This is a genomic window from Polaromonas sp. P1_G1 (assembly GCF_056405595.1).
This window is the reverse complement of record NZ_JBFUBU010000007.1, coordinates 45,438-67,536: the sequence shown is the minus strand read 5'-3', so window position 1 is coordinate 67,536 and position 22,099 is coordinate 45,438. Positions and strand designations below refer to the sequence as shown.

The 22,099-nt window shown below is 57.0% G+C and carries 29 protein-coding genes and 1 pseudogene; 6 read left to right on the top strand and 24 right to left on the bottom strand.

Annotated features, from left to right (window positions below; translation table 11 throughout):
- Positions 1-40: 40 nt before the first annotated feature.
- From AC1D1Y_RS04580 to AC1D1Y_RS04550, 7 genes are all read right to left on the bottom strand, one after another.
- Complete coding sequence (locus tag AC1D1Y_RS04580) at positions 41-1,012, bottom strand: SU10 major capsid protein (protein ID WP_477681304.1); 972 nt, start codon at positions 1,010-1,012, stop codon at positions 41-43.
- Positions 1,013-1,027: 15 nt separating this feature from the next.
- Complete coding sequence (locus tag AC1D1Y_RS04575; RefSeq protein WP_477681303.1) at positions 1,028-1,999, bottom strand: hypothetical protein; 972 nt, start codon at positions 1,997-1,999, stop codon at positions 1,028-1,030.
- 85 nt (positions 2,000-2,084) lie between these two features.
- Positions 2,085-2,396 carry a hypothetical protein gene (locus AC1D1Y_RS04570; RefSeq protein ID WP_477681302.1) on the bottom strand — a complete coding sequence of 104 codons (312 nt, stop codon included), beginning with the start codon at positions 2,394-2,396 and terminating at the stop codon, positions 2,085-2,087.
- Complete coding sequence (locus AC1D1Y_RS04565) at positions 2,393-4,621, bottom strand: portal protein (RefSeq protein WP_477681301.1); 2,229 nt, start codon at positions 4,619-4,621, stop codon at positions 2,393-2,395. Before AC1D1Y_RS04565 ends, AC1D1Y_RS04570 begins: the two co-directional genes overlap by 4 nt.
- Entirely contained in the window at positions 4,622-4,891 is a 270-nt protein-coding gene (locus AC1D1Y_RS04560; protein ID WP_477681300.1) for a hypothetical protein, read from the bottom strand.
- Positions 4,892-4,912: 21 nt separating this feature from the next.
- Complete coding sequence (locus AC1D1Y_RS04555; RefSeq protein ID WP_477681299.1) at positions 4,913-6,226, bottom strand: phage terminase large subunit; 1,314 nt, start codon at positions 6,224-6,226, stop codon at positions 4,913-4,915.
- Positions 6,207-6,566: a hypothetical protein gene (locus tag AC1D1Y_RS04550; protein ID WP_477681298.1), complete on the bottom strand. Its 360-nt coding sequence runs from the start codon at positions 6,564-6,566 to the stop codon at positions 6,207-6,209. Before AC1D1Y_RS04550 ends, AC1D1Y_RS04555 begins: the two co-directional genes overlap by 20 nt.
- A gap of 276 nt (positions 6,567-6,842) precedes the next feature.
- On the opposite strand from AC1D1Y_RS04550, the gene AC1D1Y_RS04545 reads away from it, so the two are divergent.
- A complete protein-coding gene (locus AC1D1Y_RS04545) occupies positions 6,843-7,136 on the top strand; it encodes a hypothetical protein (protein ID WP_477681297.1) in 294 nt (97 codons plus the stop codon).
- A gap of 163 nt (positions 7,137-7,299) precedes the next feature.
- Here AC1D1Y_RS04545 and AC1D1Y_RS04540 read toward each other — a convergent pair whose 3' ends face one another.
- Entirely contained in the window at positions 7,300-7,839 is a 540-nt protein-coding gene (locus AC1D1Y_RS04540; protein WP_477681296.1) for a hypothetical protein, read from the bottom strand.
- Between the two features lie 93 nt (positions 7,840-7,932).
- On the opposite strand from AC1D1Y_RS04540, the gene AC1D1Y_RS04535 reads away from it, so the two are divergent.
- Entirely contained in the window at positions 7,933-8,187 is a 255-nt protein-coding gene (locus AC1D1Y_RS04535) for a hypothetical protein (protein ID WP_477681295.1), read from the top strand.
- A 283-nt stretch (positions 8,188-8,470) separates the two neighbouring features.
- Here the strand turns inward: AC1D1Y_RS04535 and AC1D1Y_RS04530 are convergent, their stop codons facing one another.
- The 12 genes and pseudogenes from AC1D1Y_RS04530 to AC1D1Y_RS04475 form a co-directional block, all read right to left on the bottom strand.
- Complete coding sequence (locus AC1D1Y_RS04530) at positions 8,471-8,707, bottom strand: hypothetical protein (protein ID WP_477681294.1); 237 nt, start codon at positions 8,705-8,707, stop codon at positions 8,471-8,473.
- A gap of 46 nt (positions 8,708-8,753) precedes the next feature.
- The gene (locus AC1D1Y_RS04525; protein WP_477681293.1) at positions 8,754-10,556 is read right to left on the bottom strand and encodes a bifunctional DNA primase/helicase; all 1,803 of its coding nucleotides are present in this window, start codon (positions 10,554-10,556) and stop codon (positions 8,754-8,756) included.
- Complete coding sequence (locus tag AC1D1Y_RS04520) at positions 10,553-10,759, bottom strand: hypothetical protein (protein ID WP_477681292.1); 207 nt, start codon at positions 10,757-10,759, stop codon at positions 10,553-10,555. The genes AC1D1Y_RS04525 and AC1D1Y_RS04520 overlap by 4 nt, the downstream gene beginning before the upstream one ends.
- Entirely contained in the window at positions 10,756-11,895 is a 1,140-nt protein-coding gene (locus tag AC1D1Y_RS04515) for a hypothetical protein (RefSeq protein WP_477681291.1), read from the bottom strand. The genes AC1D1Y_RS04520 and AC1D1Y_RS04515 overlap by 4 nt, the downstream gene beginning before the upstream one ends.
- Positions 11,896-11,999: 104 nt before the next feature.
- Positions 12,000-12,203, bottom strand: a complete 204-nt coding sequence (locus AC1D1Y_RS04510; protein ID WP_477681290.1) for a helix-turn-helix transcriptional regulator — start codon at positions 12,201-12,203, stop codon at positions 12,000-12,002.
- Positions 12,204-12,628: 425 nt separating this feature from the next.
- Positions 12,629-13,111: pseudogene (gene rplI, locus AC1D1Y_RS04505) on the bottom strand (50S ribosomal protein L9); the annotation flags it as partial.
- Positions 13,112-13,206: 95 nt separating this feature from the next.
- Positions 13,207-13,386, bottom strand: a complete 180-nt coding sequence (locus tag AC1D1Y_RS04500; protein WP_477681289.1) for a hypothetical protein — start codon at positions 13,384-13,386, stop codon at positions 13,207-13,209.
- Between the two features lie 38 nt (positions 13,387-13,424).
- Positions 13,425-13,697, bottom strand: coding sequence for a hypothetical protein (locus tag AC1D1Y_RS04495; RefSeq protein WP_477681288.1), 273 nt, complete (start codon positions 13,695-13,697; stop codon positions 13,425-13,427).
- 126 nt (positions 13,698-13,823) lie between these two features.
- The gene (locus AC1D1Y_RS04490) at positions 13,824-15,107 is read right to left on the bottom strand and encodes a hypothetical protein (protein WP_477681287.1); all 1,284 of its coding nucleotides are present in this window, start codon (positions 15,105-15,107) and stop codon (positions 13,824-13,826) included.
- Positions 15,104-16,141, bottom strand: a complete 1,038-nt coding sequence (locus AC1D1Y_RS04485; RefSeq protein WP_477681286.1) for a hypothetical protein — start codon at positions 16,139-16,141, stop codon at positions 15,104-15,106. Before AC1D1Y_RS04485 ends, AC1D1Y_RS04490 begins: the two co-directional genes overlap by 4 nt.
- 59 nt (positions 16,142-16,200) lie before the next feature.
- Entirely contained in the window at positions 16,201-16,887 is a 687-nt protein-coding gene (locus AC1D1Y_RS04480) for a hypothetical protein (RefSeq protein WP_477681285.1), read from the bottom strand.
- A gap of 623 nt (positions 16,888-17,510) precedes the next feature.
- The gene (locus AC1D1Y_RS04475) at positions 17,511-17,696 is read right to left on the bottom strand and encodes a hypothetical protein (protein ID WP_477681284.1); all 186 of its coding nucleotides are present in this window, start codon (positions 17,694-17,696) and stop codon (positions 17,511-17,513) included.
- Positions 17,697-17,795: 99 nt separating this feature from the next.
- On the opposite strand from AC1D1Y_RS04475, the gene AC1D1Y_RS04470 reads away from it, so the two are divergent.
- Genes AC1D1Y_RS04470 through AC1D1Y_RS04455 form a run of 4 tightly spaced genes read left to right on the top strand, consistent with a single transcriptional unit; the run spans position 17,796 to position 20,074 of the window.
- Positions 17,796-19,046 carry a hypothetical protein gene (locus AC1D1Y_RS04470; protein ID WP_477681283.1) on the top strand — a complete coding sequence of 417 codons (1,251 nt, stop codon included), beginning with the start codon at positions 17,796-17,798 and terminating at the stop codon, positions 19,044-19,046.
- Positions 19,027-19,482, top strand: a complete 456-nt coding sequence (locus AC1D1Y_RS04465) for a hypothetical protein (RefSeq protein ID WP_477681282.1) — start codon at positions 19,027-19,029, stop codon at positions 19,480-19,482. Before AC1D1Y_RS04470 ends, AC1D1Y_RS04465 begins: the two co-directional genes overlap by 20 nt.
- Before the next feature lie 25 nt (positions 19,483-19,507).
- Positions 19,508-19,825: a hypothetical protein gene (locus AC1D1Y_RS04460; protein ID WP_477681281.1), complete on the top strand. Its 318-nt coding sequence runs from the start codon at positions 19,508-19,510 to the stop codon at positions 19,823-19,825.
- 51 nt (positions 19,826-19,876) lie between these two features.
- Entirely contained in the window at positions 19,877-20,074 is a 198-nt protein-coding gene (locus AC1D1Y_RS04455) for a hypothetical protein (protein WP_477681280.1), read from the top strand.
- Between the two features lie 292 nt (positions 20,075-20,366).
- Here AC1D1Y_RS04455 and AC1D1Y_RS04450 read toward each other — a convergent pair whose 3' ends face one another.
- The 4 genes from AC1D1Y_RS04450 to AC1D1Y_RS04435 are packed head-to-tail and all read right to left on the bottom strand — an operon-like array spanning position 20,367 to position 22,014.
- Positions 20,367-21,218: a hypothetical protein gene (locus tag AC1D1Y_RS04450; protein ID WP_477681279.1), complete on the bottom strand. Its 852-nt coding sequence runs from the start codon at positions 21,216-21,218 to the stop codon at positions 20,367-20,369.
- 38 nt (positions 21,219-21,256) lie between these two features.
- Positions 21,257-21,445, bottom strand: coding sequence for a hypothetical protein (locus AC1D1Y_RS04445; RefSeq protein WP_477681278.1), 189 nt, complete (start codon positions 21,443-21,445; stop codon positions 21,257-21,259).
- A 31-nt stretch (positions 21,446-21,476) separates the two neighbouring features.
- On the bottom strand, positions 21,477-21,692 hold the full coding sequence (locus AC1D1Y_RS04440; RefSeq protein WP_477681277.1) for a hypothetical protein: 216 nt from the start codon (positions 21,690-21,692) through the stop codon (positions 21,477-21,479).
- A gap of 40 nt (positions 21,693-21,732) precedes the next feature.
- Positions 21,733-22,014, bottom strand: a complete 282-nt coding sequence (locus AC1D1Y_RS04435; protein WP_477681276.1) for a hypothetical protein — start codon at positions 22,012-22,014, stop codon at positions 21,733-21,735.
- Between the last annotated feature and the right edge of the window lie 85 nt (positions 22,015-22,099).

The following is a 22,099-nucleotide window of genomic DNA, read 5'->3' as shown; positions in this document are numbered from 1 at the left end:
GAGCCCTTCATGCTTTAGTCAGCGGTTGCCCGCTGATGGATCAACCGCCGGTCAGGTCGGCAATCTTGAACTGCGCAACCTCGGAGGTGAGGCGCACAGTCGCATCGACCAGAACCTGCTCTTTGGTGCTGTCGCCGGTTTTGCCCAGAGGCGTTGCCTGGAAGCTGCGCAGGTAGACAATGTCGCCGTATTCGGGGTCAAGGCCGTAGACCGAAGTCGAGCCCGCCATGATGTAGTGAGGGACAACTTCCATTTCACCGAAGTCGGACATGTACACGTCTGCACCGCCCACGATGGTGGCCTGCTTATGGTTGCCGACCTCCTTGCGGGTTTCGGCAATACCGGTGAAGCCTGAGAACACCGTCTTGTGGTTCGGCGACATGTACACAGCTGGAGGAATGCCGCCGCTGGCAATGTAGGTCGCGCTAACTGCGGTCTTCAACAGAGCCTCCGTCAAGGCGCGGCCAGTACCAGCGACAGGTGCCGTGGTCGGCGCGCCGGAGGTATGAGCCGTGGTCGAACCACCTGCGCCATGCTGCGCGTTGGTGTAGATCAGCACGCCCAGGCCGCCAGCCTTGGCAGCCGCAGCGCCAGAACCAGCAACAGCAGGGTTTGCCGATACGACCATTGCTTCCATGTCGCGCTGCAGCTCTTTGTACGCTTTGGCCTTGTAGTAGGCCATTGCGGACTTCATGCCGGCCTTTTTCACCCGCTCAGCACGACCGGACACGGCGATGGTGTCCTGGAAGATTTGGCAGATGTTGGCCACGCGCACGGGTGGCGTTTTGGTGCTTGCCGTTGCGTCGTCGCCGTCAATCGCGGCGTTGTCCTTGTTCGGCGTGCGCAGGTTGTCGCGCTGCCATTCGTGGTACGTGTTTTCTGCCGTGGCCTTGCCGAAAGCCGAGATGATCGGCGTCTTTTCGGGATTGGTCATGGTGATCTTGTCGATCAGGTCTTCACGGACGTTGGTGCCCGCGTCGTAGCGGTCATAGAGGTTTGTGGGTTGTGCCATTTGTGGCTCCTTGAATCAACTGTTTGCGATGAACGCAGCAAGGTCGCTCAGCTTGGCCTTGCCGGCTTTGAACCGGCCATCAAGCTGACGTTTTTGCTGCTCGTTTCGCGGGACGGATTGCTTTTGCGCCGGCAGTTTTGGTGCGTCAGTGACCTTCTTGGTTACCGCCGCTTTTTGCTTGAGAAGTGCGCGATACTTCGCGGCGTCCTGCATCACCAGCACTGCTTTGGGGTCGTAGATCGTGCCCAGCACGTCCTTACCAATCCCGTAGTCCTTCTCGATGGTCTGGTAGATGTCTGCCAGCTTGGCCTTGTCGATGCCCTTGCTGCTCAGTTCTGTCCAGGCCGCCTGGAATTGCTGTTGCGTGGCCTGCTGCTGTTGCTGCTGCTGCAAGGCATGCTCGTGTTGCACGCGCTGCTCGATGTCGCCAAGCACGCCATGAATGGCTGCTGCCCGTTCCTTTTCCTGCACCCAGGCCGCGGGGTCCGTTTGGGCGAGCTGTGCCATTTCCGCGGGACTTCTCAGACCGGCGATGTGATGGATTGCTGCCTGTGCGTACTGCGCCTGACTCAGAAAATGGTTTCGGCCTTCTTCAAACTTCTGGCTTACTGCCTGCGTTATTTCCCGCTCCCGCGTTGACAACTCCTGCGTCTTGCGGGTGTAGTCCGCGTGTCGCTGGTAGCCTGCGATGAGTTCTTTTTCGTCCACCTCAATGGTGGAATCGGCCCCGTCTTCGCCTTTCACTGGGACTTTGAATTTAAGACCGCTTGGCTGCTCTTTGGCGTCTTCGGATTTCGGCTCATCGCCGCCATCGTCAGCAGGGCTGTCGTCATCTGCAGACTCTTCGGAGTTGTCCACACCAGTGGATTCGTCGGAGTGTTGTTGATCGTCCGTTGCGAGAGTCTCGGGGGCATCAGCCTCCGGGGTGCTCTCAAGAAAATCAACCAGATCCATGTCTTCGAGGCCTGAGGCTTGTTCGAGTGGCATGTTTCGTTCTTTCAGTCAAAACCACCCTCTTGTCACCCAGAGTGGCTGCGGCACGTCTCTCGACGGAGGCCAAATGGGCAGGGGACTACCCGATAACCTTGCGCAGAGCTCGCCGCGCTTTTGATTCGTTGCGTTCGTTGTCGAGGTCAATCTTGTGCTGTGCGAGCTTGCCGGCCTCAATGGCGCCGGTCAGCATCCCCTCGAACTTGTCAGCCAGCTTGATGAGCTGCAAAAGCAGGCGCTGCCCTTCCACGTCTCGAACGGGGCAATCCTTCCACTGCTGGATGATCTGGGCCTTCAGGCCTGCGTGCGCGTTCTTGTAGGCATCGCTGTCCAGCAGCATGCAGGCCTCATGAGCGGTCTGAACCGCCTTGAAATCGGCTTGCTGGTCGCTCATGGCTGTAATCCTTGCTGTGACTGCTCAAACTGCTGTTGTTGCTGTTCGGCCTGGCTCTGCGCCCCGGCCGCAAGGGTCGTCTGACTCGCCAGCACTGCAGCATCAGTGCGTGCGCCGGCTGCAATTTCTGCCACGATGATCTTGGTTTCGTTGTCTTGGTCGATCTTGTAGCGGTCGAGCTCCAGCTGCCGCAGGGCGATTTCTTGAGCGTTCTGGTCTGCCAGAAGCTGCCGCTGTGCATCCCGCTCATCATTGGAGGCCTGCAAGGTAAGCTCGTTCTCCTGCTCTCGCTGCTTGGCCTGGGCGTCGAACTCCATGCGCTCCCGCTCAAGCTGGCTCGTTGCCTGGAACTTCTGAGCGTCGGCCTGTAGCTTCTTGTCGGCAATGATGACTTGCGGATCAGGCGCCGGCGGCTTGGGTTCTGGCTTTTTGTCGCCCGGGTCCATGAAGAAATCACCCACATTCTTAAAGCCGGCGTTCTCCACCAGCTTGGCCTGCGTGTTGTAGACCTGCTTGGGCGACACCATCAGCTCTCCCCATGGGGATTGAGCAATCAGCGCCTGAGCCTGTCCAATGGCCTGCAGGACAACCGTCTGCTGCTGCGTGTCGCCGGTGCCCAGGCCTACATTGCTGGTCATGTCGTAGCTGTCGCGCCATTCGTTCGGGTCGTACTCCACGAACTCGCCTCGTAAACGCATGGCGATCTTCTCCATCTCGCCATCGGTCAGCAGTTTCAAAATGCCTTGAAACGTGGGTTTCAGCAGCACTTCAGCGAACACCCGAGCGATGAGCTTGATCCGCATCTTGGCGGCGTTCATCACCTTGGTTTCGTAGGCCCCGCCGCGGTTGATGCTGTTGGGGTCAAGGCCCTGGCTCTGCGGTGATACGCCGGTGCGCTTTTCCAGCATGCTGTCTTTGTATTCCAGCATGGGGAACATCTGCCCGCCAACCCAAGGCGTAATCATTTCCTGCACCGCATCGGCACCACGCATGCGGACAATGCCGCCGGCGCGAGAGTCTAGAAGGTCGTCAATGTTTGCAAGAGGTGCATTGTTGGAGTCCGTCAGCACCTTGGTGCGCGGGTTCAGCGCCAGCCGGCCAGAATCCACCATCTGGCGGGTCAACTCGGTGCTGAGCACCTGGAGGTCGCTAACAGCCTCGGCAATGCTCATGCCATCCCAGCGGTGCTGGATCAGGATGGGCGATGCGGTGGCGATTGGCACATGCGAGCACTCCTCATTGCTCAGAATCTTGTCTTTCAGACGGTAGATGCAGCGGCGCTCGGCTATGCCATCACCGTCATAGTCCATCAGGACGAACTCGATGCGCAGGTAGCCGCGTGTCATGGCCTCGTCGTCGGTCGAAAGCTCCTGATTGATGGCGGTGTCGTCAGCCGTACCAGCGCGGGTCTGGCGAAACGAGCTGTCTGCGCTCAACCCCGCCTCATCGGAGCTGTCCAGATCTTCTGCCGTCACGTCCTTGTAGCCCATTTCGTGGAGTTCGGACAGCGTTACAGCCATGTTCCGGCACACATAGGGGCAATCAGTCAGCAGTGGCGTGGTCCAGTCGCGTTTTACCAAGAGGTCTTCAGGCGGGAAGGCGTCCACCTTGATGGTGGTTTTCGACTCGTACCGGGCAATCCGGGCCTTAAACAACTGCTCACCCATGATGGGCTGGAGAGTCAGCGGGTCAATGGTGGGCTGCACCGGGAGCGGTTCTGCACTCTCAATTTCGGCATCGTTACCGCCCTCGGCCAGCAGCATGGTCAGCATTTCCAAGCTGGCGCCGTTGACCGGCTCTATAACCTTGGTGCGCCTTGTCTCTTTGCGCCACATGATGGCGCAGTTCTTGACCTGCAGCGCATCCTTGAAGGCTGTGTACAGGTTCAAAAATCCGTTGTTTTGCTTGTGAAAGACGTAGTTCACCGCGTCGGTGGCCTGCTCTGCGCCCTTTACGTCTTGCGCGCGGGTCGGCTCGAATACAACCGCCTTGTCCGTGCTGCAGAAAATGTCCAGCAGGTCAGGCATGATCCATTCAATGGTGTCCTGCACCTCGCTGGTGACGATGGAAGAAAGGCCCTCTTCCTCATTGCCGTAGGGCATGCGGAAATACTCCCGCATATTGCGCTCGCGCTGCTGCCCGAGGCGCCCCCACGTAAAAGCGGACGAATCCTCTTCCAGGGCCTGGAGTTGGCCCAGCAGTGTGTCATCGTCCATTCTCTTCATTTACTTGGCCTTCTTGGCGTTCTTGCGTGGCGCCTTGGCAGCGGCTGGAGCGTCTGCGGTGGGCTGCACCAGCGATGTCTCCACATGGTCAGCAGTGACAACGCTCGAAAGGTCAGACGCATCGGGCTCAGGGCTAGCTGTGGCAGCTTCGGCCGCACGCTCGATGGGCGATTTCTTTGGGAACGGAGGGCAGCCCACGACTTGCGAGCCATCGGGATACGTGTGAACCTGGTTCATAACAACTGGCTCTTCTGCCTGGTCTTTGCTCATTTCGATGCTCCTTTGTGTGAACTACGCCAGATACTTGCGCTTGTATTTGATCGGTGGCGGCGCCATGCCGGCCGGTGGTTGGTAGGCGACGCACATAAGGCCGAACGCATCGGCCCCGTGACTCGCCCAGTCATGCTCTGGACCAAGGCCAATACCCCGAACCTCGTCTCTTTTCTCGTGATACCAGCCCAACGCATCAAGTCCGGCCTGCGTCGATTCCTGATGAAACCGCATGGCCGGGAACAGCCTGCGCGCAGCTTCAATGCGGGCGGATGCCGCGCCCTTGCCCTGATTGGGGATGACGGTCACCGAGTAGCCAGCCGCACTCAGGGCGCTCTCATATGACACGTCGTAAACCTTGTCCTGCGTGCTGCCGTCATGAGGCAGCCAGATTTGGGCACGCTCCTTGGTGTAACCCCTCGACCGCATCCATTCCAGATGCGCACCTAGCGGCTGGCCAACCTGCTCGTAATAGTCCAGCACTCTGATTTCCAACCCGATGAACTGTGCCGCCCACAAAGTGAACGCATCAGCCCTGGCGCCCGTACCGCCTATGTCGGCAAACAGGCGGATTGTCATCAGTGGATCGGCCGGCACAAACCCGATTCGGCCGGTCGCCTTGGCTTCAGTGAGGTGCTTGGCGAAGTAGGCGCCCTCCAGAACAGAGGCAAACTCGCCTTCCCAGATATGCGGGTACTGTTCAGGCCGCTCTTCCAAATCCCGTTGCCGCTCGCGCTCCAGCTTGGCGGGGAACTTTGGGTTATCGCGCCAGTTGCACTTAACTATCTTGATCCGCGGATCCGAGGAGCTGGCAAACCGCTTCTCAACGGCCGCCGTCTTGCGTTTCCTGTTCCAGGTAACCCAAAGCTCTGCATTCCAGTCGTCGCCCTCTTCCCGCAGCGTTGGGATCAGTGTGGTGAATGCCTCATCAGTGACCGGCTCGGCCTCGTCAACCCAGCAGATCAGGATCCGGCCCTTGGATTTGATGCTGGCGATGTTTCTGTCCAGGCCCGCAAAAGCGAACTGGATCATGCCGTCACGGCTCTTTATGTACTTGTCGCCAATCTCGTAATAGGCGGCAAGGAATGGTTCTTCCTCAATGGCCCGCTTGCACTCCTCCAGGGAGCTGTCCTCAAGCGAGTTCATGAACTGCCGGCCGCAGAGCAGAATGCCCTTGATGCCAGCCTTGCCGTAGATGTAGCCGCGGGCCGCGATCATCTTGGCAAAGCTGCGGGTCTTGCCCGAACCCCGCCCGCCCTCAGCTCCTCTTACATCTGCCTCACCCTCGAATACCGGAATGAGGACCGGGACAATCTCAAGCTGTACGGCTGCCAAGGGCTACCAACTCAATGCGAGTCACGGTTTCAATTGCGCCGCCGTTGCCACCGACGTGCTCCGTGCGGTTCAGCTTCGGTGCAGCGAACTCGGCCAGCTTTGCCAGCAGGTCCAGAGCCTTGCCTGGGTCCGCCTTGTCCGGGTCGCCACCGCCGTCAGCAACGGCCAACAGCCACTTACCAACGTTCTCGCCGTTGTCCTCGAGCAGCCTGGTTACCGTCTCGCGGAATTCCCTCGTGGCCTTGTTGACCGCTCCCTTTGGGCGGCCCTTGCCGGCAGCTGGAGGCTTACGTTTCTCAGTATTGCGCACTACTTTAGTGCTGGACACCGCCTTTTTCATGTTCGTCCTTTCGGGGCCTCGCGGCTTATCCATACCCCATCAGACTTACCCTCTCGGGCTGGGGTGGCGCTGTTCTCGCTCGCGTCCTGCTTGGCACTGAGTGCGAGTGCTGGAAAATCCGCCAGGTTTACCCGCCTGGCGCAAGCGCTGGACTTGCTTGATGTCTCGGGTGGGCGTTAAAAAGCCCGCTGGTTGAGGGCGGGCGGCTCATCCTCTAAATAGAGGGTGTTAGTTGGTTTCTGCAGGCATACGATGGCCGAATAACGGGGGATCGGTATGCCGCACTTTTTACTGAGCTTTCGCATCGAAAGCGACAGCACCTATCAGGAACGCTATGACTCTTTGCAAGAGACACTAGACGGCATCGCTATCGGCACTCCGTGGAAGGAAACGTCCTCGGTCTGTATTTTTTCCGCCGCAGGGACGGTGGAAGTAGTGGCTGACCATCTCTACCTAAAAAGCAAAGTCGCCACTCGAGATCAGCTTGTAGTCATTGATCTCGATAACAGAACACACCGCCAGTACGGGTGTAAGAACCCAGCCTTGCTTAAGGCGAATTTGGGCTTCTAGGAAGCACGAGAAAGCAAGGCGCGCCCGCAGGGGCTGTTTGAACACGGTTTCGCTATTAAGGTCTACCGTTCAGGACTAACCTGATTGGGCAATTCGGCATGTAGTCGAGGGCGAGAAAGCCAGCGCTTTCTGCGAACTCAGGAGCAGCGTGCGATTTCCTTTATCAGCGTAAACGGGTTTTGATTGATTGCTGAGCCCGGCTCACGCAATCGTCCATGAAATTGACCAGGCGCCGGCCCGTATGACCGTACCTCAGATTCGTCTCGCCAGTACTGCGGCAGGTGTTGCAAGCCCTACCCGATAGGGCAGGCGTCCCAGCAATTGATTGGTATCGCCGTCCGTGGCAGGTCCGACAGACGTTGGACAGCCACCATGCGATAGCCGCGGTGGCGACTTCGCCCGCATGTTCGACATTCCACCTGCCTGCCTGCGCAGAAAGCTGCTCATGCACGCTTGAAAGGCTTTTTAGGCCCATCTGCAGCAGTCCTGTATCGCTACCATTTGGCGGCATACCAAGGCCGTCAAATTCTGTGCGTAGGCGCATCAGTGAGGCACCTAGGCGGCTTGAACTCCAGCCGGCCGCGATCAGAACGTCCGCCGCACTGGTTTGGCTGTCCTCGCGCGTCTCCATGCGAAGGTTCGCTGAATTCACTGAGCGTGAATACGTTTCCTCGACGGTGGGTTTATCCAGGGCTTCTTGCATTGCGGGATCATCCGCCCGAATGGCATTCGTAATCCCGAAAACATGTACTTTAGAGCCACAGGAGTAAGCTGTATTCCTCTATTGGAGGAAGCCATGACTAAACCCGTGAAAACCGCTCAGGAGTTGAATGACCTCGTGGCCCAACTCGTCAATCAGATACCAGAGTTGGTTGACGATCTAAACAACCAGCCAAATCTGCACGTCATCCCAAGTCCGGTTTACTGGCATGAGCGTGACGAGGAAGGCTGCAATTGGAACATTGCTGGTGGCAGGAATATTGGCCCATACACTACCGCCATTGTCGGAATCGTCGGAGACCTACGCCGCAAGTTTGATATCGCCGAATGATCTCGCAGGGACGGACGACATGATTAAGTCAATTCCGCGGTCCTCTCCCCGTTCCGCACACTGCCCCGGGTCATAGGCAGTTCCGGCGTGAGCCGTTGCCGCCAAAGTGCCAACAGGCGCTCCCCGTCGGCATGCTTGGGCTCTACGTTAGAGTTTTTGTAGCCCGCCAAGGTAGACACCGGGATAAAAACGGCCGCGCTGACGGCCTCCATGGTCATCCCGGCTTTACTCAGGTCGTCCATGACCTTCCACCAGTCAACGCGCCGTTGTGGGTCAAGTTCCATCAGACAAGCTCCCGCTTTTCGGCCTTAATCCGCTCGCGGGCGCGCATGGTGTGGCGGATCGCGTCGGCGACTTGGTGCACCACCTCCTCATGGTCAATGCACACCGGAACATAGTCCGTGCGCCTGTCCTCGCTGTACGCCTGCCGGTTGCTGCTAAGCATGTCCTCGACAGGTTCGACGTGTAGCGCGTTCTGACTTTGACTCCAGAGCAGCACCCAGAAGGCTGAGCGTTGCAAAGGCCCACCTTGTGAGGGCTGTACGGGCGACAAGGCACGGGTGGGGCTAGTGGGTGTGTTCATGATCTTCCCGGTTGGAGTAATCGACATAGCAAAAGTAAAAGGGGCGACTGCTTGAGCGGTACTGCATGGTTGCTTTGTTGAACCAGAGGGAGAGGCTGAAGTTTTGAACGCCGTCTTCGCGCTGCTTCATGAGCTCCAGCTTTGCATCCCGCTCCCCGGTGTTGTCTGGTTGGGCCTCATCCTTCTGGGCTTTCCAGACGCTGAAAATGTTGTCCACGCCGTTGGTGAGATGGCCGCTGCCGGCGACATCCATCTTTCCCGGGCCTGCGGTTTCGTCGCGGCCTTTGCGCGGGTGGGCAACCAGGTGGACATGCACGCCGTACTGTTTGGCGAAGCCGCAGAGCTTGGCGATGGCCTCTTTCTGGGCGGTGTTGGCGCGCGGGCCGTCATCGGGCACGTCGGTGGTCATCAGGCTGTCAATCACGAAGTGCGTTGACCCATAGCGGCGGTGGGCGTAGGTGAAGACTTCCAGCAGCCGGTCAATCTTTGCCATGCCCACTTGGTTGAAGACCCAGCACTTTTCGGCCAGCCAGTTGCCCACGGCATCGATGTACGGCACAGAGGGGCGGTCTAGGCCGGTGGCCTGTTTGACCATGCGCTTGAGCTGACGGGCGGGTTGCATTTCTCCCGAGAACACGGTGAACACCTCACCCTGCTTCATGAGGCCGAGTGACACCTGCGACAGCAGCATGCTCTTGCCATGGCCGTTGATGCCGGTCCAAAGCGTCACCTCACCGCCTCGGAACTCAAACCACGCGAATTCCTGGTCCAGGCGCAGGCGCGGCGGCCGGGCAGCACCCTCGACGGGGTAAAAGCTGGCCTTCACGTCGCTGATGAAGTCGGATATAGCCCGCAATTCTTCCGGGTCCATCGACTTGGCCGCGTCCAGCACCTCGATGAAGTCGGAGCGTTCACAGCCCTTTTGGAGCATGTCGTTCGCGTCCTTCGCCTCGTAGGTGTACTTGGCGCGGCGGCAGCGATCAGGCCCCAGGCGCTGGATGACTTCGCGCGCGCCCTTCTCGCCGGATTCATCGCAGTCGTAAAAGATGATGATTTCGCTGAATCGCTCCAGGCGCTCCCAGTCGCTTTCGATCCACTGGTGATTGCCGGCGCCAGCATTGCAAGACAGCGCTGGTATGCCCATCTGGTGCAGCGTCATGGCGTCGATCTCGCCCTCGGTGATGGCGATGGTCCGCTGCTTGGGGTCAATCAGGTGCCAGCCGTACAGGCAGGGCATGGCGTCGGCTTCTTGCCGCATGTCCTTTTTTTCGTCAATGTTCCGACTCTTGCCGTTGATGTACTCGCCCGACTCGGAAAAGTAGGGGAACAGCGCGTAGACCTTTTCCCCGCGCTGCTGCTCGACCACCTTGAACGCGGCGATGGTTTCGGCAGTCAGCCCGCGGCTGGTCAGCCATTCGAGCGCCCGGCCCTGGGCCAGCTTGCCGCGCGGCTTTTCCGGCTTGGTGTAGACCTTCGGCGGCGGCTGGTTCGCCGGCATGGTGTCCCGGATGCCCAGGTATTCGGCGGCGTCCTTCATGGCCTCGGGCAACGTGTCGCCGCGCACTGCCATCCAAAGGTCCAGCATGTCGCCGCCCTTGCCGCCGTGGAAATCCTTCCACACGCCGCACTTTGCGCCCTGCACGCACACGGACAGGCTGTCGCCTTCCTCACCGTCAACGCTGCCCACCTTCCACTCCCGGCCCCGGCGCTTCCCGTTGGGCAGCAGGTAGGTCGCCAAGCTCTCGGCCTGGCTGGCCATGCGGTCGGATAGCTCTTTGGCGTTCATGCGGCCGGGCCTTTCCCGGGGCAGTCTTCACGGTCGCAGCTGTCGAGTTCCAGCACATCAGCATCCGCCACGGAGTCGTAAAGCACGAATCCGGTGAACACCAAACGCGGGTTGGGGATGCCGAACACCTCACACAAGGCGGGGTGCTGGATGATGAATTTCGCGCCGCAGGTCGCGCAATCGTGGGTGATTTCGGCTGTCACGCTGCCACCTCGGCGGCCACACGCTGGCGGTTTTTGAACTGGTGCGCGGTGTGCGCGTAGCACCCAAAATTAGCGGCTTCGTGGACGTTGTCGAAGCCGGCGACCTTGCACCAGTCGGGCACTTCGGCCCGGGTGTCCGTCACCGCGATGTCGGTCCAGCGCTCGCCGCGCAACCAGCTCGCCGGCAGTGGGTTGAAGCTGTTGTCCTCCCTCCAGGGCCAGCGGCGCAGCGCGGCCAGCATGCGCTCCTGCAGGTCGGCATCGGGTGCCAGCGCAAGCCATGCCTTCACCGCGTCCTTGCGGGCGTCCTTCCGGCGGTATTCGGTGTACCACTCGACAAACCCTGGCGGATCTTCCGTGCCGGACTTCGGAGTCTTCACACGCTTGCCCCCCTTGGGGGGCGTAGAGTTATCTAAGACATATCCCTTAACCTTTTCTTCTCCTTTCCTTTCCTTTTCTTCTCCTTGTCTTCTCTTGGACTCTGTATCAGTGTCTGTCACAGGATTAGGCACAGGCGCTGTGACGGCAGGCTTAGCGGTCAGTGACTGGACCTTTAACTGACCCTGTTGAACCTTTAAGATCTCAGCGGCGTAGTGCGCTTTTTCGCTGTCGCTGGTGGTGGCGTCCATCTTTTTGGTGAGCCCGGCGATGCGTGCATTTGCCGTTTTGCTGCGCTGCGCCACCTTGACCGCCAGTGCGTTGTTGACGCCGTCCGCCACGGTGGGGTGATAGAGACGGCCATCGCTGCATTCCGCCCACCCGTGCAGGGCGATGGTCTTCACCTTGAGCCAGCTCTTTATGTCGCGGCCCAGTTCAGCCAGGCGACAGAGCGAAACGTCATCGCAAGGCAGGCTGCCGGCCGGAACTTGGTCCCAGGCCTTGAGCCATAGCGTGACGCCCGCCCGCCACTCGGCATCATTGGCCTGGGCGTGGAAAGTTGAACCGAACAGCTTGGCGCGAAAGATCGGCACATGCGGGAAGTCCCGCAAGTCACCAGCCACTGGAGTGAGGGGCGCAGTCATTTGCCATGCCCGGGTTTGAAGTTGTCGTATGCGGTCATCCAGCGCGCGGCAGATACCGAGCGCAGCCGGATGCAAAGCCAGGCAAACCGAACCGGTGCCGGAAGCAGGGTCCACAATTGCACGCGGTCAATGTCGGAGAATCGGGCGACCAACGCGCGGAAGTAGCCCTGCCAACTCCCTTCGTGAGCTGTCTGTGAGGTGGGATGCATCTCACCCCCTTACGCGAGGGACTGAATCAGATTCTCAATATCCGAGGCGCGCCAGCAAGTAGTGCGCTTGGACAACTTGACGCCGGCCGGGTAACGGCCGGATTTCACACCAGCCCACCAGGCGCTGCGTGAGACTGGAACCCTAGCAAGCACGCTTGGCAGTCGAAGGAGGGTCTCGGGTTTGTCCGAGGGAGGATTTTGTCGGCTTGGCATTTCTAACCTTTTCTAAAGGACTCGATAAAAGCCAAAACCCGCCACAGCCGGAAAAAAGATCGACAACCAGGACCACCCGGGACGGGGTAAGCCCATGCTGGACGACCAATTTCCTGCCGTGGTATCCTCATAAACGTCGACCAGACGGGTATCAGGATTCAGGTTTTGGTACTCAAGGAGCCGCCTTTGTGCATTGCAACTGCACACTGGTGGCTTCTTACTTTTCGGATTCAATTGCAACCTAATGGCTGTTCTTGTATCCAGTGCTCATGATAATCACGTATTCGAAAACGCTGCGGGATAACGCTGTGGATAACCGGGGGAAATCGGGTGGGAATGTGCCGGGAAGTCGTGGGTAACTTTCCTTGATTTCTAGTTCTCATGCGGTTTTGACCTAGTACCTGGTTTTTCGGTGTGCTCACACAGCCGTATACGGCGACGGTGTTGTCCACTGCCACGTCGGTGTGCAGGGCCACGGTCACGGCGTGGTCGCCAGCGATCTTCAGCGGGCCGTTGGGCATGCGGATCTGCGACTTCACGACAGGGAAGCCCTGCTTGGTCAGCTCGGCCGAGATGTCGTGGTTGGTGACGGAGCCGAACAGGCGGCCGTCAACACCGGCTTTTTGCGTGAGCTTGACGGTGGTGCCGCCGAGCTTTGCGCCCTGGGCTTGCATTTCGGCCAGCTTGGCGGCCGCAGCCTTTTCGAGTTCGACGCGCTTGGCTTCGAATTCGGCCTTGTTGGCTTCCGTGGCGCGGCGAGCGCGGCCCGAAGGGATCAGGAAGTTGCGTGCGTAGCCGTCTTTGACCTTGACGATTTCGCCCAGGTTACCGAGGTTCACGACTTTGTCGAGAAGACTGAAAAAACTTCGCGTCGTGTCGATGTCCTTGTAGTCGATAGCGTTCTGCATGTACTCGACGCGGATCGGCGCGGCAAAGAAACTCTCCTTGTGGTTGAGTGACATGTCGTCCATCTGGTGGCCGCCAGCGGGTGAGCTCTGCTGGTTCATTTCGACTCCTTTGCCAAAGAGTTTGCCGTCGAACGCCCGCCAAAATCCGGGACAAATGTGCCTGAATTCGCCGATTTCCCCTTGGCGAGGGTCTGTTTGAGGTTTTGGTCAGTGGGTGAGCTCATGCCCGCCAGTTTGGTCAGGCCATAACAGCAAGTCTTGATGAAGCGTTTCACCATTTGGCGATTTCGCCGAATTGGAGTAAGAGCAACCATTACCGGGCACTCTCGGGAATGACGAACGCCCGCTCCAGGCCGAAGTACTGCAGGCGTTTGTGCATCGAGCCGGCGACGTGGGCCTGGCGCCGGAAGATCAGTTCTGCCGCTGTGACGGAGCCGTGGGGGTCAGGAGGTAGGGCCGCCGCGGCCCGGCTGAAGTGCCGAGCTGCGGCTGCCCAGTCGCGACGATGGACGGCGTCTACCGCTTGAGCTGCGTAAGTGGGTTGAGGCTTGTGATCGGCGCCCTGTACCGTGCTGGATTGATTCATGCTGCCAAGGTCCGTAGTGAACGATGGCTGGATTTGAATTCACCCAGGTATCTCTGTCATCACCGGTTTGCTACTCGCAGCTAGCAAACAGGCCTGTTTGCATGGGAGAGAAAGCAAACCGGTGTACTAAACCACCTGCCAAAACGCCCGGGGGTGATGGCCTGCCGGCTGATCCACCAGTTCATTCGCTGTCTCAACTTCCACTAACGTTTCGGGTGGAGGCCCTTTGAGCCATTCTTCAGTGATGGTGTCAATGGAGACAGTGAGTCCAGAGCCATCCGCGAAGGAAAATTCATGAGCGATAAGTCGGCAATAGTCCCTGGCGAACCGAGATTTGATGTTTTTGTACTCAGCAGAATGCGTTAACCATTTGGACCAAATCCATTTGCGAGCTTCAGCATAAAGGGCGATACGGGACGCAAGTCCATTGACCCGACCAAGCGCCCGCGCGTGGTCAGCAACCGATTTGACGTCCGAACCTGTTGCATTCAGAAATTCTTGACCACTCATCAGCTCGATACCTTTGAGCACACTCATCCATCGAACGGCCTTGTTAACAGAGGTCCACATGTCATCCCAATTCCCGGTCTGCTCACAAAGGTATCGAGCTGATGCTGCATCCGCCCAAATCAAACGCAATAGTGGCATTGCCGCATCAAGGTCAATTTCTTTTCCAAGCTGTAGCCATTCAGAATGATCGAAGCTTGCCATTTCATAAGCAATCAAATCAATTCCAGATTCATCACCAATCATCTGACCGAAGTAAGAACTCGCCGGGCCAAGCTGATCCTCAAGTTCAAACCACTCGTAAAAATTGACGCAGTACTCTTGCGCCTCTTCCGCCAATGCCAACGCTTCTTCGGATAAATGTTGAAAGCCACCTGCCCGTCGATCTTCTCTTGCACTCCAATTTTCACCTACCCTTACAACCTCAACGCGCTGTGCGTCCGGGAACGAGAAGAGAGAAGTAATTTCATTGCTTTGGAGCCAACCATTCAGGTCCTGGCCCAATACAGTCGCTGTATACCAAGGGCGAGTCTCTGTAAGTATTGCGATATTTTCCGGATCAGCAGACACGGCGGCAACACTTTCGCGTAGTTCGCGCGTAGCCAGACATGAACGGTAGTCATCGAAGAAATCCCACACCGCGACGGTACGCAGGAGCGAGTGGTTGGAAATTTTATTGCTAGTAAGTGAAAGAATGTCCAGAAACCTCGCATGCTCCCAAGCTGCACGCGCAGCCCGAGAAACAGCAGCGCGCACGTCGTGCTCGATAGCGCCGGCCCGCATAGCCTGCTCCCGGGTCAATACCTCAAGACATGGATCCTTCCCAATGATCAACATTGCTGCTTCAGCAATAGACACCCTCGTAACGCCAGACCATGGGGATAGCTTGGTATTGCCCTTCATGTTTCCGCACTCCCGGGACGAGGCCCTTTTAGCCAGACCTCTACAACTTGCTTCTGAGTGACTTCAAGCGGCCGCCCGGCGGCCGTCTGAAACAGCGTCGGGACTTTTGGCACGACGTAGTCGCGAGCAAAAGCTGCTTTCACATTCGCGTAGTTGGACTGACCGATCCTTACCCACTCATTCCACGTCCAGTCCTGGGCGGCGTACCGGGTCGAATTTCGAATTTTCAGAGCATGAGCACTTATCTCCGCACGCGTTGAAACTCTGACTTCTGTTTTTCCATCTAATGATGTCTTTGCGCCTGTTGATCGAAGGGATTTTGCATTCGCAAGCGCCGCGCTAGCTTCAATCGCGCTTGTTATCCCGCTCCCCGCATCGGAATGTATAGCGGACAACACGGCCGAATCGATCTCCCGGAGGCATAGCAAGCAAAGAAGTTTACGAACAATTTTTCTCTCGAACTCCGACGCTCCATGATCGCGAATCAACTGTTGAAATATCTTCACTACCTCAAGTGAGTCAATTTCACTTGAATCCCTTTTAGCCATTGGCTCACCGAGGTTGTTCACAAAGGTAAGTCTGTCCCAGGGTATGGCCGCCCTCATCTCTTTTATCTCTTGCTTGGCGTCTTTGATGAGCTCTTTCCACTCTTCTTTGGTCAGGGAGTGCGGCTCATCAAGGTCGTACCAAAACTCTTGTGCTGCATCGGCTGCCAAACTCAAAAGTCGACTAGCGTCTGCGTCATCTCTGAACAAGACCGGCTTTCCCTTGATATCCACAAACTGCCGCCTACCGTTGCGATCAAAAACCTGTGGCTTTTCCTTCGCGAATAGGCTCAGATAAGGATCGAAAAACTGAAACCATATATCTGCTGCGAGATATGCCTGAAAGTACTCTTCCGCCTTCTTCTTCGAAGCGGCAACTTCCTCTGGCGTGCGAGCGAGCCACTTCTTATGGAAATCTGACATTGACTTTGCCAGAGGTCCATTAAGAAATTCGGGATCATCGGCCGGATGTTTCGTTCGTTTGTTCATGTTTTGTTGCAACCAAGGAGGATGTTTTGAGCCCGAGAGATAACCTTAATAATTAAAGGCTACTTGACCAGCCGCAAATGCCCGTAGCTTTCGCCAATAGGGGCAAGCTGCCACGCGTAGTAGAAGTTTTCTGCCCCATTGTCACGGCGCGCCCCGTAACCTTGGCAATAGCCAACTCTATCGCCATCACTTATGTACGGGCCGTTGTCCATACACACGCGGTAGTAGCTGTATGCGCCCGTGATCGTGACTAGTTCCCCTTCAGTCTCATCGTCACGCCAAACCGCAACACGTTCCCCCTCCGCAAATATCGCTGAGGCGGCGCGGCGTTCCGCCATGACTTTCTCCGCACCAGGGAAGTCAATGCAATCGCCGAATTTTTCATCCTCGATCAACCTTGCAAGACACCTGATCAATGCGCTCCACGCTATTACCTCGCCGCGCGGCCCATCGTACTTGGCTCGCTGTTCCTTGGCATCCTCCAAGACCTCTTCAGCGTCTTCTACAGACACATAGAAAATCGCTGTCAAGTTAGACAGTATCCTTGCCGCCTGCTCTGGTCTGAAACATTCGAAGACCTCCCGCCGCGCATAGTTTCGCTGGATTGTCGGTGTCAGTTGCAGTTGAATCGGGCCCACATTTGGTGCTGGCTTTTTCGCTGTCGTCGCCGCCGACTCCATAACGGCCAGCACCCGTTTTAGGGTGTCCGGTTCATTGCCCAGAAGGTGTTCTATCGCTTCGCGCATAGGGTGTGAGGACATTAGTTGCTCCTCGCTTGCCGCGTGCACGCCAATTCACCAGTTGCCCTTTTGAGGAAGGTCTGAAATTCCTCATGGTCTTGAGCCATCCGGTATCGCATCCATTGAACCCTAGCCGCGGGTGTTTGACTCCAGAGCGCATGTTCGTAAGCGCAGCGAGCCGCGAAGAGCCTTGCCGGTGCTAGCCCCTCCCCTCGTTCTGCGGTCACTTCCCTCCATACCACCCACCAATCACCGCTCGTCCATACCGACATAGGCCCTTTGATGCCGTCAGGCCGGCAGCGCTGAAGTGAGTATGAAAATCCGCCAGCGTGCCAATCTTTGCCACGTCGCCCTGTCGGCCATTCGAGTTTCTTGGGAATAAGACCTTCATCCGAGAGCTGGGCTGCAGTGCCCTCCCATCTTGTGCGCTCGCGAGGAGTTACCTTAACGATCAATTCGCGCTCATCAATCGCACGGAGTGCTTCTTGGGGAGACGGTTCATTGGTGAGATACTTACGGGTAGCCATGATTCACTCCAATCCAGTGAGTTGTGGTCAGACGGTCAGGGTGTTCCACCACCTTGGCCGTCGTCTTTTGCGCCCTGCTTTAACCGCTGCAGGGCATGGCGGTTATTCCTCTGGCAACTTCGCTCTGTCTATCTTTTGACGCACCCAGGCGGCGCCACCTAACTTGGGCAGTTTTTCCCGCTGCTCATCAGTCAGCTTGATGGTTACGGGCTGCATAGCCTCGCTAAATCCTTTTGGCTTGCGCCCTTGCCCTCTTCCAGGGCCACCACGACCGGTTAATTTTTCCATTGTTTGATGGTAATACTACCATTCAACCATCACAAGCCACTTGGAATGTGTTCCGACGAACGGTAGGATTGCTCAGTGTTCGGTTATCCAGGAGCAAGCATGGAGATTGAATTTGAGCGAGTAGCGCTTTACGAGGAGGTGTGGTCCACCCCCTTAACCAAGCTCGGTGAGAAGTACGGCATGTCGGACAACGGCATCCGCAAGGTCTGCAAAGCGATGAATATTCCGCTGCCCAAAGTGGGTCACTGGGCCAGGGTAGAGGCCGGTCAAGATGTGGCCAAGACCGAGTTGCCGGCCGAAGCAGAGGTCACCACATTTGTTAGCCGACCACCTCCACCGCCAAAAATCGAATTCAAACGAGAAGAGGATGCAGCCTGGCTTAAGGAAAAACTTGCGTTTGAAGAGCGGACAGAGAATCAAATCGTCTTCGAGGCTCAGCCGGCTCGCTGGCATAGATGCCTTATTCCTATTCGGGATGCCTACAGGGCTGCAGCTAAAGACCATAAGAAACAGCTTGCAGCGCGCGATGCAGACAGAATCCGGCGGTCAAAGTTAGCGAAGCCTGGGGTTGATCTGGGCTCCCTATATTGGAGGGACCTGGATGCGGGAATTCTCCTTCACACTCATAAGGCGAATTACCTCCGCGTTTCCTCTTTGACGTACGAGCGCGCCCTCGCAGTTGTCAATGCCCTATTCTTTGCCGCAGAGAGACGAGGCTGTGACGTTGGTGTTCACGATGAGCATGGGCGTTTTCATATCGATCTGGAGAAGACCACGCTGTATTTCGCAATTCGGGAGCGGCAAGATAGTGAGTTAATCAAAAAGCGAGAAGCCTTCTCATTCGGCTCACAGACCCAAAAGATTCCAACAGATCGACTGGCACTCGTTATGGGCCTCTATTCCTTTGACGGGTACGAACTGACAGATAAGGACTCGGCAAGAATTGAGACCCGCCTAGGCGAAGTGTTCACTCGTCTGTATCGCTCTGTCGTGAAGGAGCGTGAGGGAAGACGGGAAGACGAGGTTAAGCGGGCAAGAGAAGCTGTCCAACGTGTGGCCTGGGAGGCACTTCTTCGTCAGCGCGAGGAAGAGGCCAAAGTCAAAGCTGAAGAAGTCAAGCGCCGCGAAATTTTGCTAGCAGAGTCCATTACCTGGCATCAGGCCCAGCAAGTCCGCGCCTACGTCGCGGGTCTAGTCAGTCAGGCGGTGGATCCGCAGCAACCAGCGCTACAGGCCTGGAAATTATGGGCCTTGCAAGTAGCCGCGGAAAAGGACCCAACACCGGGACGCCTAGCAGCTCTGGTGAACTCTACGAACGAGGGAAATGGCCATGACCAAAAAGAAGACTGAAGAGAGGGAGATGCTCACTCGCGAGGGCGAAGTAACAGGGTGGCGCGCGGAGGTGTGGGCGCATAACTTTGTCATAGGCCAGGAGACGCGCCTTCTTGACGAGTATCAGAAGGCACCGGAACGGGATGCTAGGCCATCAATCACCGTCTTGGGCACTTTCTCCAGGGATATAAAGGGCGTGTCACAGGTTGATATTTTGTTGATGCCAGGAAAGCCAGACCTTGGGAAAGCGGAAATACTAAGCGTGGGGGTAATTCTCAAAGCCAAGCCCGCTATCGAAGCACGCGTTACTCTATCTGAGTCTGAGTATCAGACGGTCCTAGCCCTGGCCACAAGCGGAAACCTCCGTTATTTCTCCTGCGAGTTTCAGGCGCCACGGTACGGTAGCGCGCTGGTTTCCTCGCTGACGCTGAGCAGTCACAAACCTGTAGAGTAGCAAGCTCATGACTTCAGGTTGTCCAATGACACACCCACTGATTCTGACCATCGATATCGACAAGGAGGCTCGAGGCAACTACGTTGCCAGGGCGCATCAAAGCGGCGTGTTGGTCACAAAGCCAGAACTGTATGACAGCATCTCAACCGCAATCCGGCAAGAGGCACTAGGCATCCCACCAGGCTTTGCTCATTTCCTTGAATTCACCTATAACGGCATGTCTACTGGGACATATTTAGTAGAGGAAGTTCCAGGCAAGGCTGTCGAGTTGGCCGACAGGCTGGTTGCTCTGAATCATCAGATGCACATCCTGCTGGAAGATAAGGGTTTTAGCGGCGCATAGCAAAGCCACTGCCCGCTTGAAATTGTCACAACCCAGCGGCAAACTCAAGGCATGAACCGAACTCAGATCATGCTCGCGGTGGTGGAACTGGCCAAAACCGGCGGCACACTGGCACCGGAGGATGCTATCTCGGCAATCTCGGCAATGATCGACAAGTTAGACCCGGTGAGTGATTCCTACGAGCGCGATGTGGAGGCGCTGATGAAGATTGGCGCAACGATCTGGAGCTTGGCTCAGCGCAAGAGTTAGTTACCGCGGGCGCGGGTAGCTAGTCGGCTCACGCGACTATCCACTATCAAGATTCGGCGGTAGCACCGTGTTACCACCAGACAACCCGTCCACCTGGGCCCGTTTTAACTAAGCAACCCCGAAATTTCAAATTCGATAGGCGCCCCTGGTGGCGTCGGCCGCTGAACAAGCCTGTGGTGAGCACCGCAATGCGAGCAAATCAGAAAATAGTGTCCCTCGCTATGGTGCATTTCACCTTTGGGTGAAACCTTTCCACACTCGGGATTGAGGCATGTGAACAATTGCATGACCGTCACACCCAGCGAGCCCGGTTTTTCTGCAGTTGAGTTTCGACAAGGCTGCGCAAACCATCGGGCCAGACCGCCATGACATTTTCGGCTCGTGAAAGCGCATCGCTTAACTCCGCAGGGCATGGTTGGCTTCGTAACGCCAGTACATAGCATGCCCGCATCGATGAGAAGAGGTTGATCCTGGTGGTCAATTCCGTTACTTTATCGTTTGCCAGATATCGAGCAAGGCAAAGCCAAACGGCGTAGACGAAGATACCGAACGCCGCACCATGCGCACTCCCAATAGCGACAGCCGCACCCAAACCAATAAGCCACTTAGCGAGTGATTTACCCCACATCCAGGCCAACATTTTTTTGCTTGGAGGAATTCCCAACTCTCTTCCAAGAGAATAGGTCTCCGCGAAGATCATTTGCCGCATGAGCCATATCTCAAGTATGGGACTATTAGCCCACCAGCTTTGTTGATAGGCCCGACAACAATTCGAAAGCTCTTGGAGACTGGCGCTTTCGTCTGTTTCCTGTCTATGGTCTAGCTTATTTGTCGGCTGAAAATTCCATCTCCCAAGCGCCTTTCCATCGTCCGGATACCTCATCACGGTATAGCTTAGCCCTTCCATCAGATCGTCAACTCTGGCCCAAACACCTTCATCATCTGCGATCTGCTTCAGAGCTTCTTGCTTATCGCGCCATGCAAATGAGAGCTTCGCCAGAAAATATGAGTCGCATTTGATGGATGCGGCTAGCAATTCACGCAATATCTCATCTCGATATACCTGCCGCTCTGGGAATCTATTTTCAACGCATTCCATCAGCGTCACTCTGGCATCTCTTCTCAACTCTTCTTCGGTCGCCATCCTTAACCTCCTATAGCCCCAAAGAGCCGCGGTGCGATTTATTTTTGGTCCGTTACCAAGGATTTTTCATCAACCTGCACGATGTATAAGCGCCCGGTCCAGCGATCAAGCAGATAGATACGCGTGGTATCTGCGGAAATCGGAACAAGCTGCCAACGGACCATCCACGCAAATACCAGTAAGAGGATCACGGCCACACCGCACAAAGCGAGTTCTTTTTTGTTCATGCTGGGTCAGCCTACTGATCAAGGCGCCGTATTACTTGCGACCGCCAACGTATCGCCCACCCTTTCCGCCCCTGCCGGACCCGCCCACCCTCTTGCTGCCTTTGCGACCGGCCGCCTCGATGGTTGGCGCCTTACCTAAAGCGCTCAGGCCTTGAAGCGCGCCGCTCGGCACCTGCTGCGGCAAGATTTCCGCGGCCGTTGCAAATCCCGACGCCAACAAAGCTGCGATTGCGACTATCGTTTTCATTCTGGTCTCCTCTGATTCCCACGGGCCGCGCAGGTGCGGATCACTCACACTTAAACAGGACTTCGCTCTCAGGCCAGCGGCCGAGCGCGCCAGCTGGGATGTCCTTGTTGTACATGAACTTGTATTTTTTCCCCTTGGAGGTGCAATAGGCGTCGGCTTCCTGGATGGCCGCAATCTTGAGTGATTCAGTCGTCACGAGGAATGATCCGCCTTGCCTGGTGACTGTGTACATGTCATCACCTCGAGGGACAACGCCAGTCGTCGGAACAGCGCAGCCCGAGAGCATTGCCGATAGCAGCGCGAGCGCGCAGAACAGTTTCATGGTGTCTCCAGCCTTCGTCACAGATGGTGACAGGTGCCTAGGGCGGGCGCCTCCTCTAATTGGATGAGACGTATCGCGATACGCT

What these genes read in the sequence shown, in the direction of transcription:
- AC1D1Y_RS04465 (WP_477681282.1), top strand. Translation starts at nt 19,027, where the DNA reads ATGACCAAAAAGAAGACTGAAGAGAGGGAGATGCTCACTCGCGAGGGC.
- AC1D1Y_RS04445 (WP_477681278.1), bottom strand. Translation starts at nt 21,445, where the DNA reads ATGAACAAAAAAGAACTCGCTTTGTGCGGTGTGGCCGTGATCCTCTTA.
- AC1D1Y_RS04560 (WP_477681300.1), bottom strand. Translation starts at nt 4,891, where the DNA reads ATGAGCAAAGACCAGGCAGAAGAGCCAGTTGTTATGAACCAGGTTCAC.
- AC1D1Y_RS04550 (WP_477681298.1), bottom strand. Translation starts at nt 6,566, where the DNA reads ATGAAAAAGGCGGTGTCCAGCACTAAAGTAGTGCGCAATACTGAGAAA.
- AC1D1Y_RS04575 (WP_477681303.1), bottom strand. Translation starts at nt 1,999, where the DNA reads ATGCCACTCGAACAAGCCTCAGGCCTCGAAGACATGGATCTGGTTGAT.
- AC1D1Y_RS04565 (WP_477681301.1), bottom strand. Translation starts at nt 4,621, where the DNA reads ATGAAGAGAATGGACGATGACACACTGCTGGGCCAACTCCAGGCCCTG.
- AC1D1Y_RS04480 (WP_477681285.1), bottom strand. Translation starts at nt 16,887, where the DNA reads ATGCGCGAAGCGATAGAACACCTTCTGGGCAATGAACCGGACACCCTA.
- AC1D1Y_RS04490 (WP_477681287.1), bottom strand. Translation starts at nt 15,107, where the DNA reads ATGAAGGGCAATACCAAGCTATCCCCATGGTCTGGCGTTACGAGGGTG.
- AC1D1Y_RS04475 (WP_477681284.1), bottom strand. Translation starts at nt 17,696, where the DNA reads ATGGAAAAATTAACCGGTCGTGGTGGCCCTGGAAGAGGGCAAGGGCGC.
- AC1D1Y_RS04435 (WP_477681276.1), bottom strand. Translation starts at nt 22,014, where the DNA reads ATGAAACTGTTCTGCGCGCTCGCGCTGCTATCGGCAATGCTCTCGGGC.
- AC1D1Y_RS04570 (WP_477681302.1), bottom strand. Translation starts at nt 2,396, where the DNA reads ATGAGCGACCAGCAAGCCGATTTCAAGGCGGTTCAGACCGCTCATGAG.
- AC1D1Y_RS04470 (WP_477681283.1), top strand. Translation starts at nt 17,796, where the DNA reads ATGGAGATTGAATTTGAGCGAGTAGCGCTTTACGAGGAGGTGTGGTCC.
- AC1D1Y_RS04580 (WP_477681304.1), bottom strand. Translation starts at nt 1,012, where the DNA reads ATGGCACAACCCACAAACCTCTATGACCGCTACGACGCGGGCACCAAC.
- AC1D1Y_RS04460 (WP_477681281.1), top strand. Translation starts at nt 19,508, where the DNA reads ATGACACACCCACTGATTCTGACCATCGATATCGACAAGGAGGCTCGA.
- AC1D1Y_RS04540 (WP_477681296.1), bottom strand. Translation starts at nt 7,839, where the DNA reads ATGCAAGAAGCCCTGGATAAACCCACCGTCGAGGAAACGTATTCACGC.
- AC1D1Y_RS04495 (WP_477681288.1), bottom strand. Translation starts at nt 13,697, where the DNA reads ATGAATCAATCCAGCACGGTACAGGGCGCCGATCACAAGCCTCAACCC.
- AC1D1Y_RS04455 (WP_477681280.1), top strand. Translation starts at nt 19,877, where the DNA reads ATGAACCGAACTCAGATCATGCTCGCGGTGGTGGAACTGGCCAAAACC.
- AC1D1Y_RS04510 (WP_477681290.1), bottom strand. Translation starts at nt 12,203, where the DNA reads ATGCCAAGCCGACAAAATCCTCCCTCGGACAAACCCGAGACCCTCCTT.
- AC1D1Y_RS04450 (WP_477681279.1), bottom strand. Translation starts at nt 21,218, where the DNA reads ATGGCGACCGAAGAAGAGTTGAGAAGAGATGCCAGAGTGACGCTGATG.
- AC1D1Y_RS04525 (WP_477681293.1), bottom strand. Translation starts at nt 10,556, where the DNA reads ATGAACGCCAAAGAGCTATCCGACCGCATGGCCAGCCAGGCCGAGAGC.
- AC1D1Y_RS04440 (WP_477681277.1), bottom strand. Translation starts at nt 21,692, where the DNA reads ATGAAAACGATAGTCGCAATCGCAGCTTTGTTGGCGTCGGGATTTGCA.
- AC1D1Y_RS04535 (WP_477681295.1), top strand. Translation starts at nt 7,933, where the DNA reads ATGACTAAACCCGTGAAAACCGCTCAGGAGTTGAATGACCTCGTGGCC.
- AC1D1Y_RS04485 (WP_477681286.1), bottom strand. Translation starts at nt 16,141, where the DNA reads ATGAACAAACGAACGAAACATCCGGCCGATGATCCCGAATTTCTTAAT.
- AC1D1Y_RS04545 (WP_477681297.1), top strand. Translation starts at nt 6,843, where the DNA reads ATGCCGCACTTTTTACTGAGCTTTCGCATCGAAAGCGACAGCACCTAT.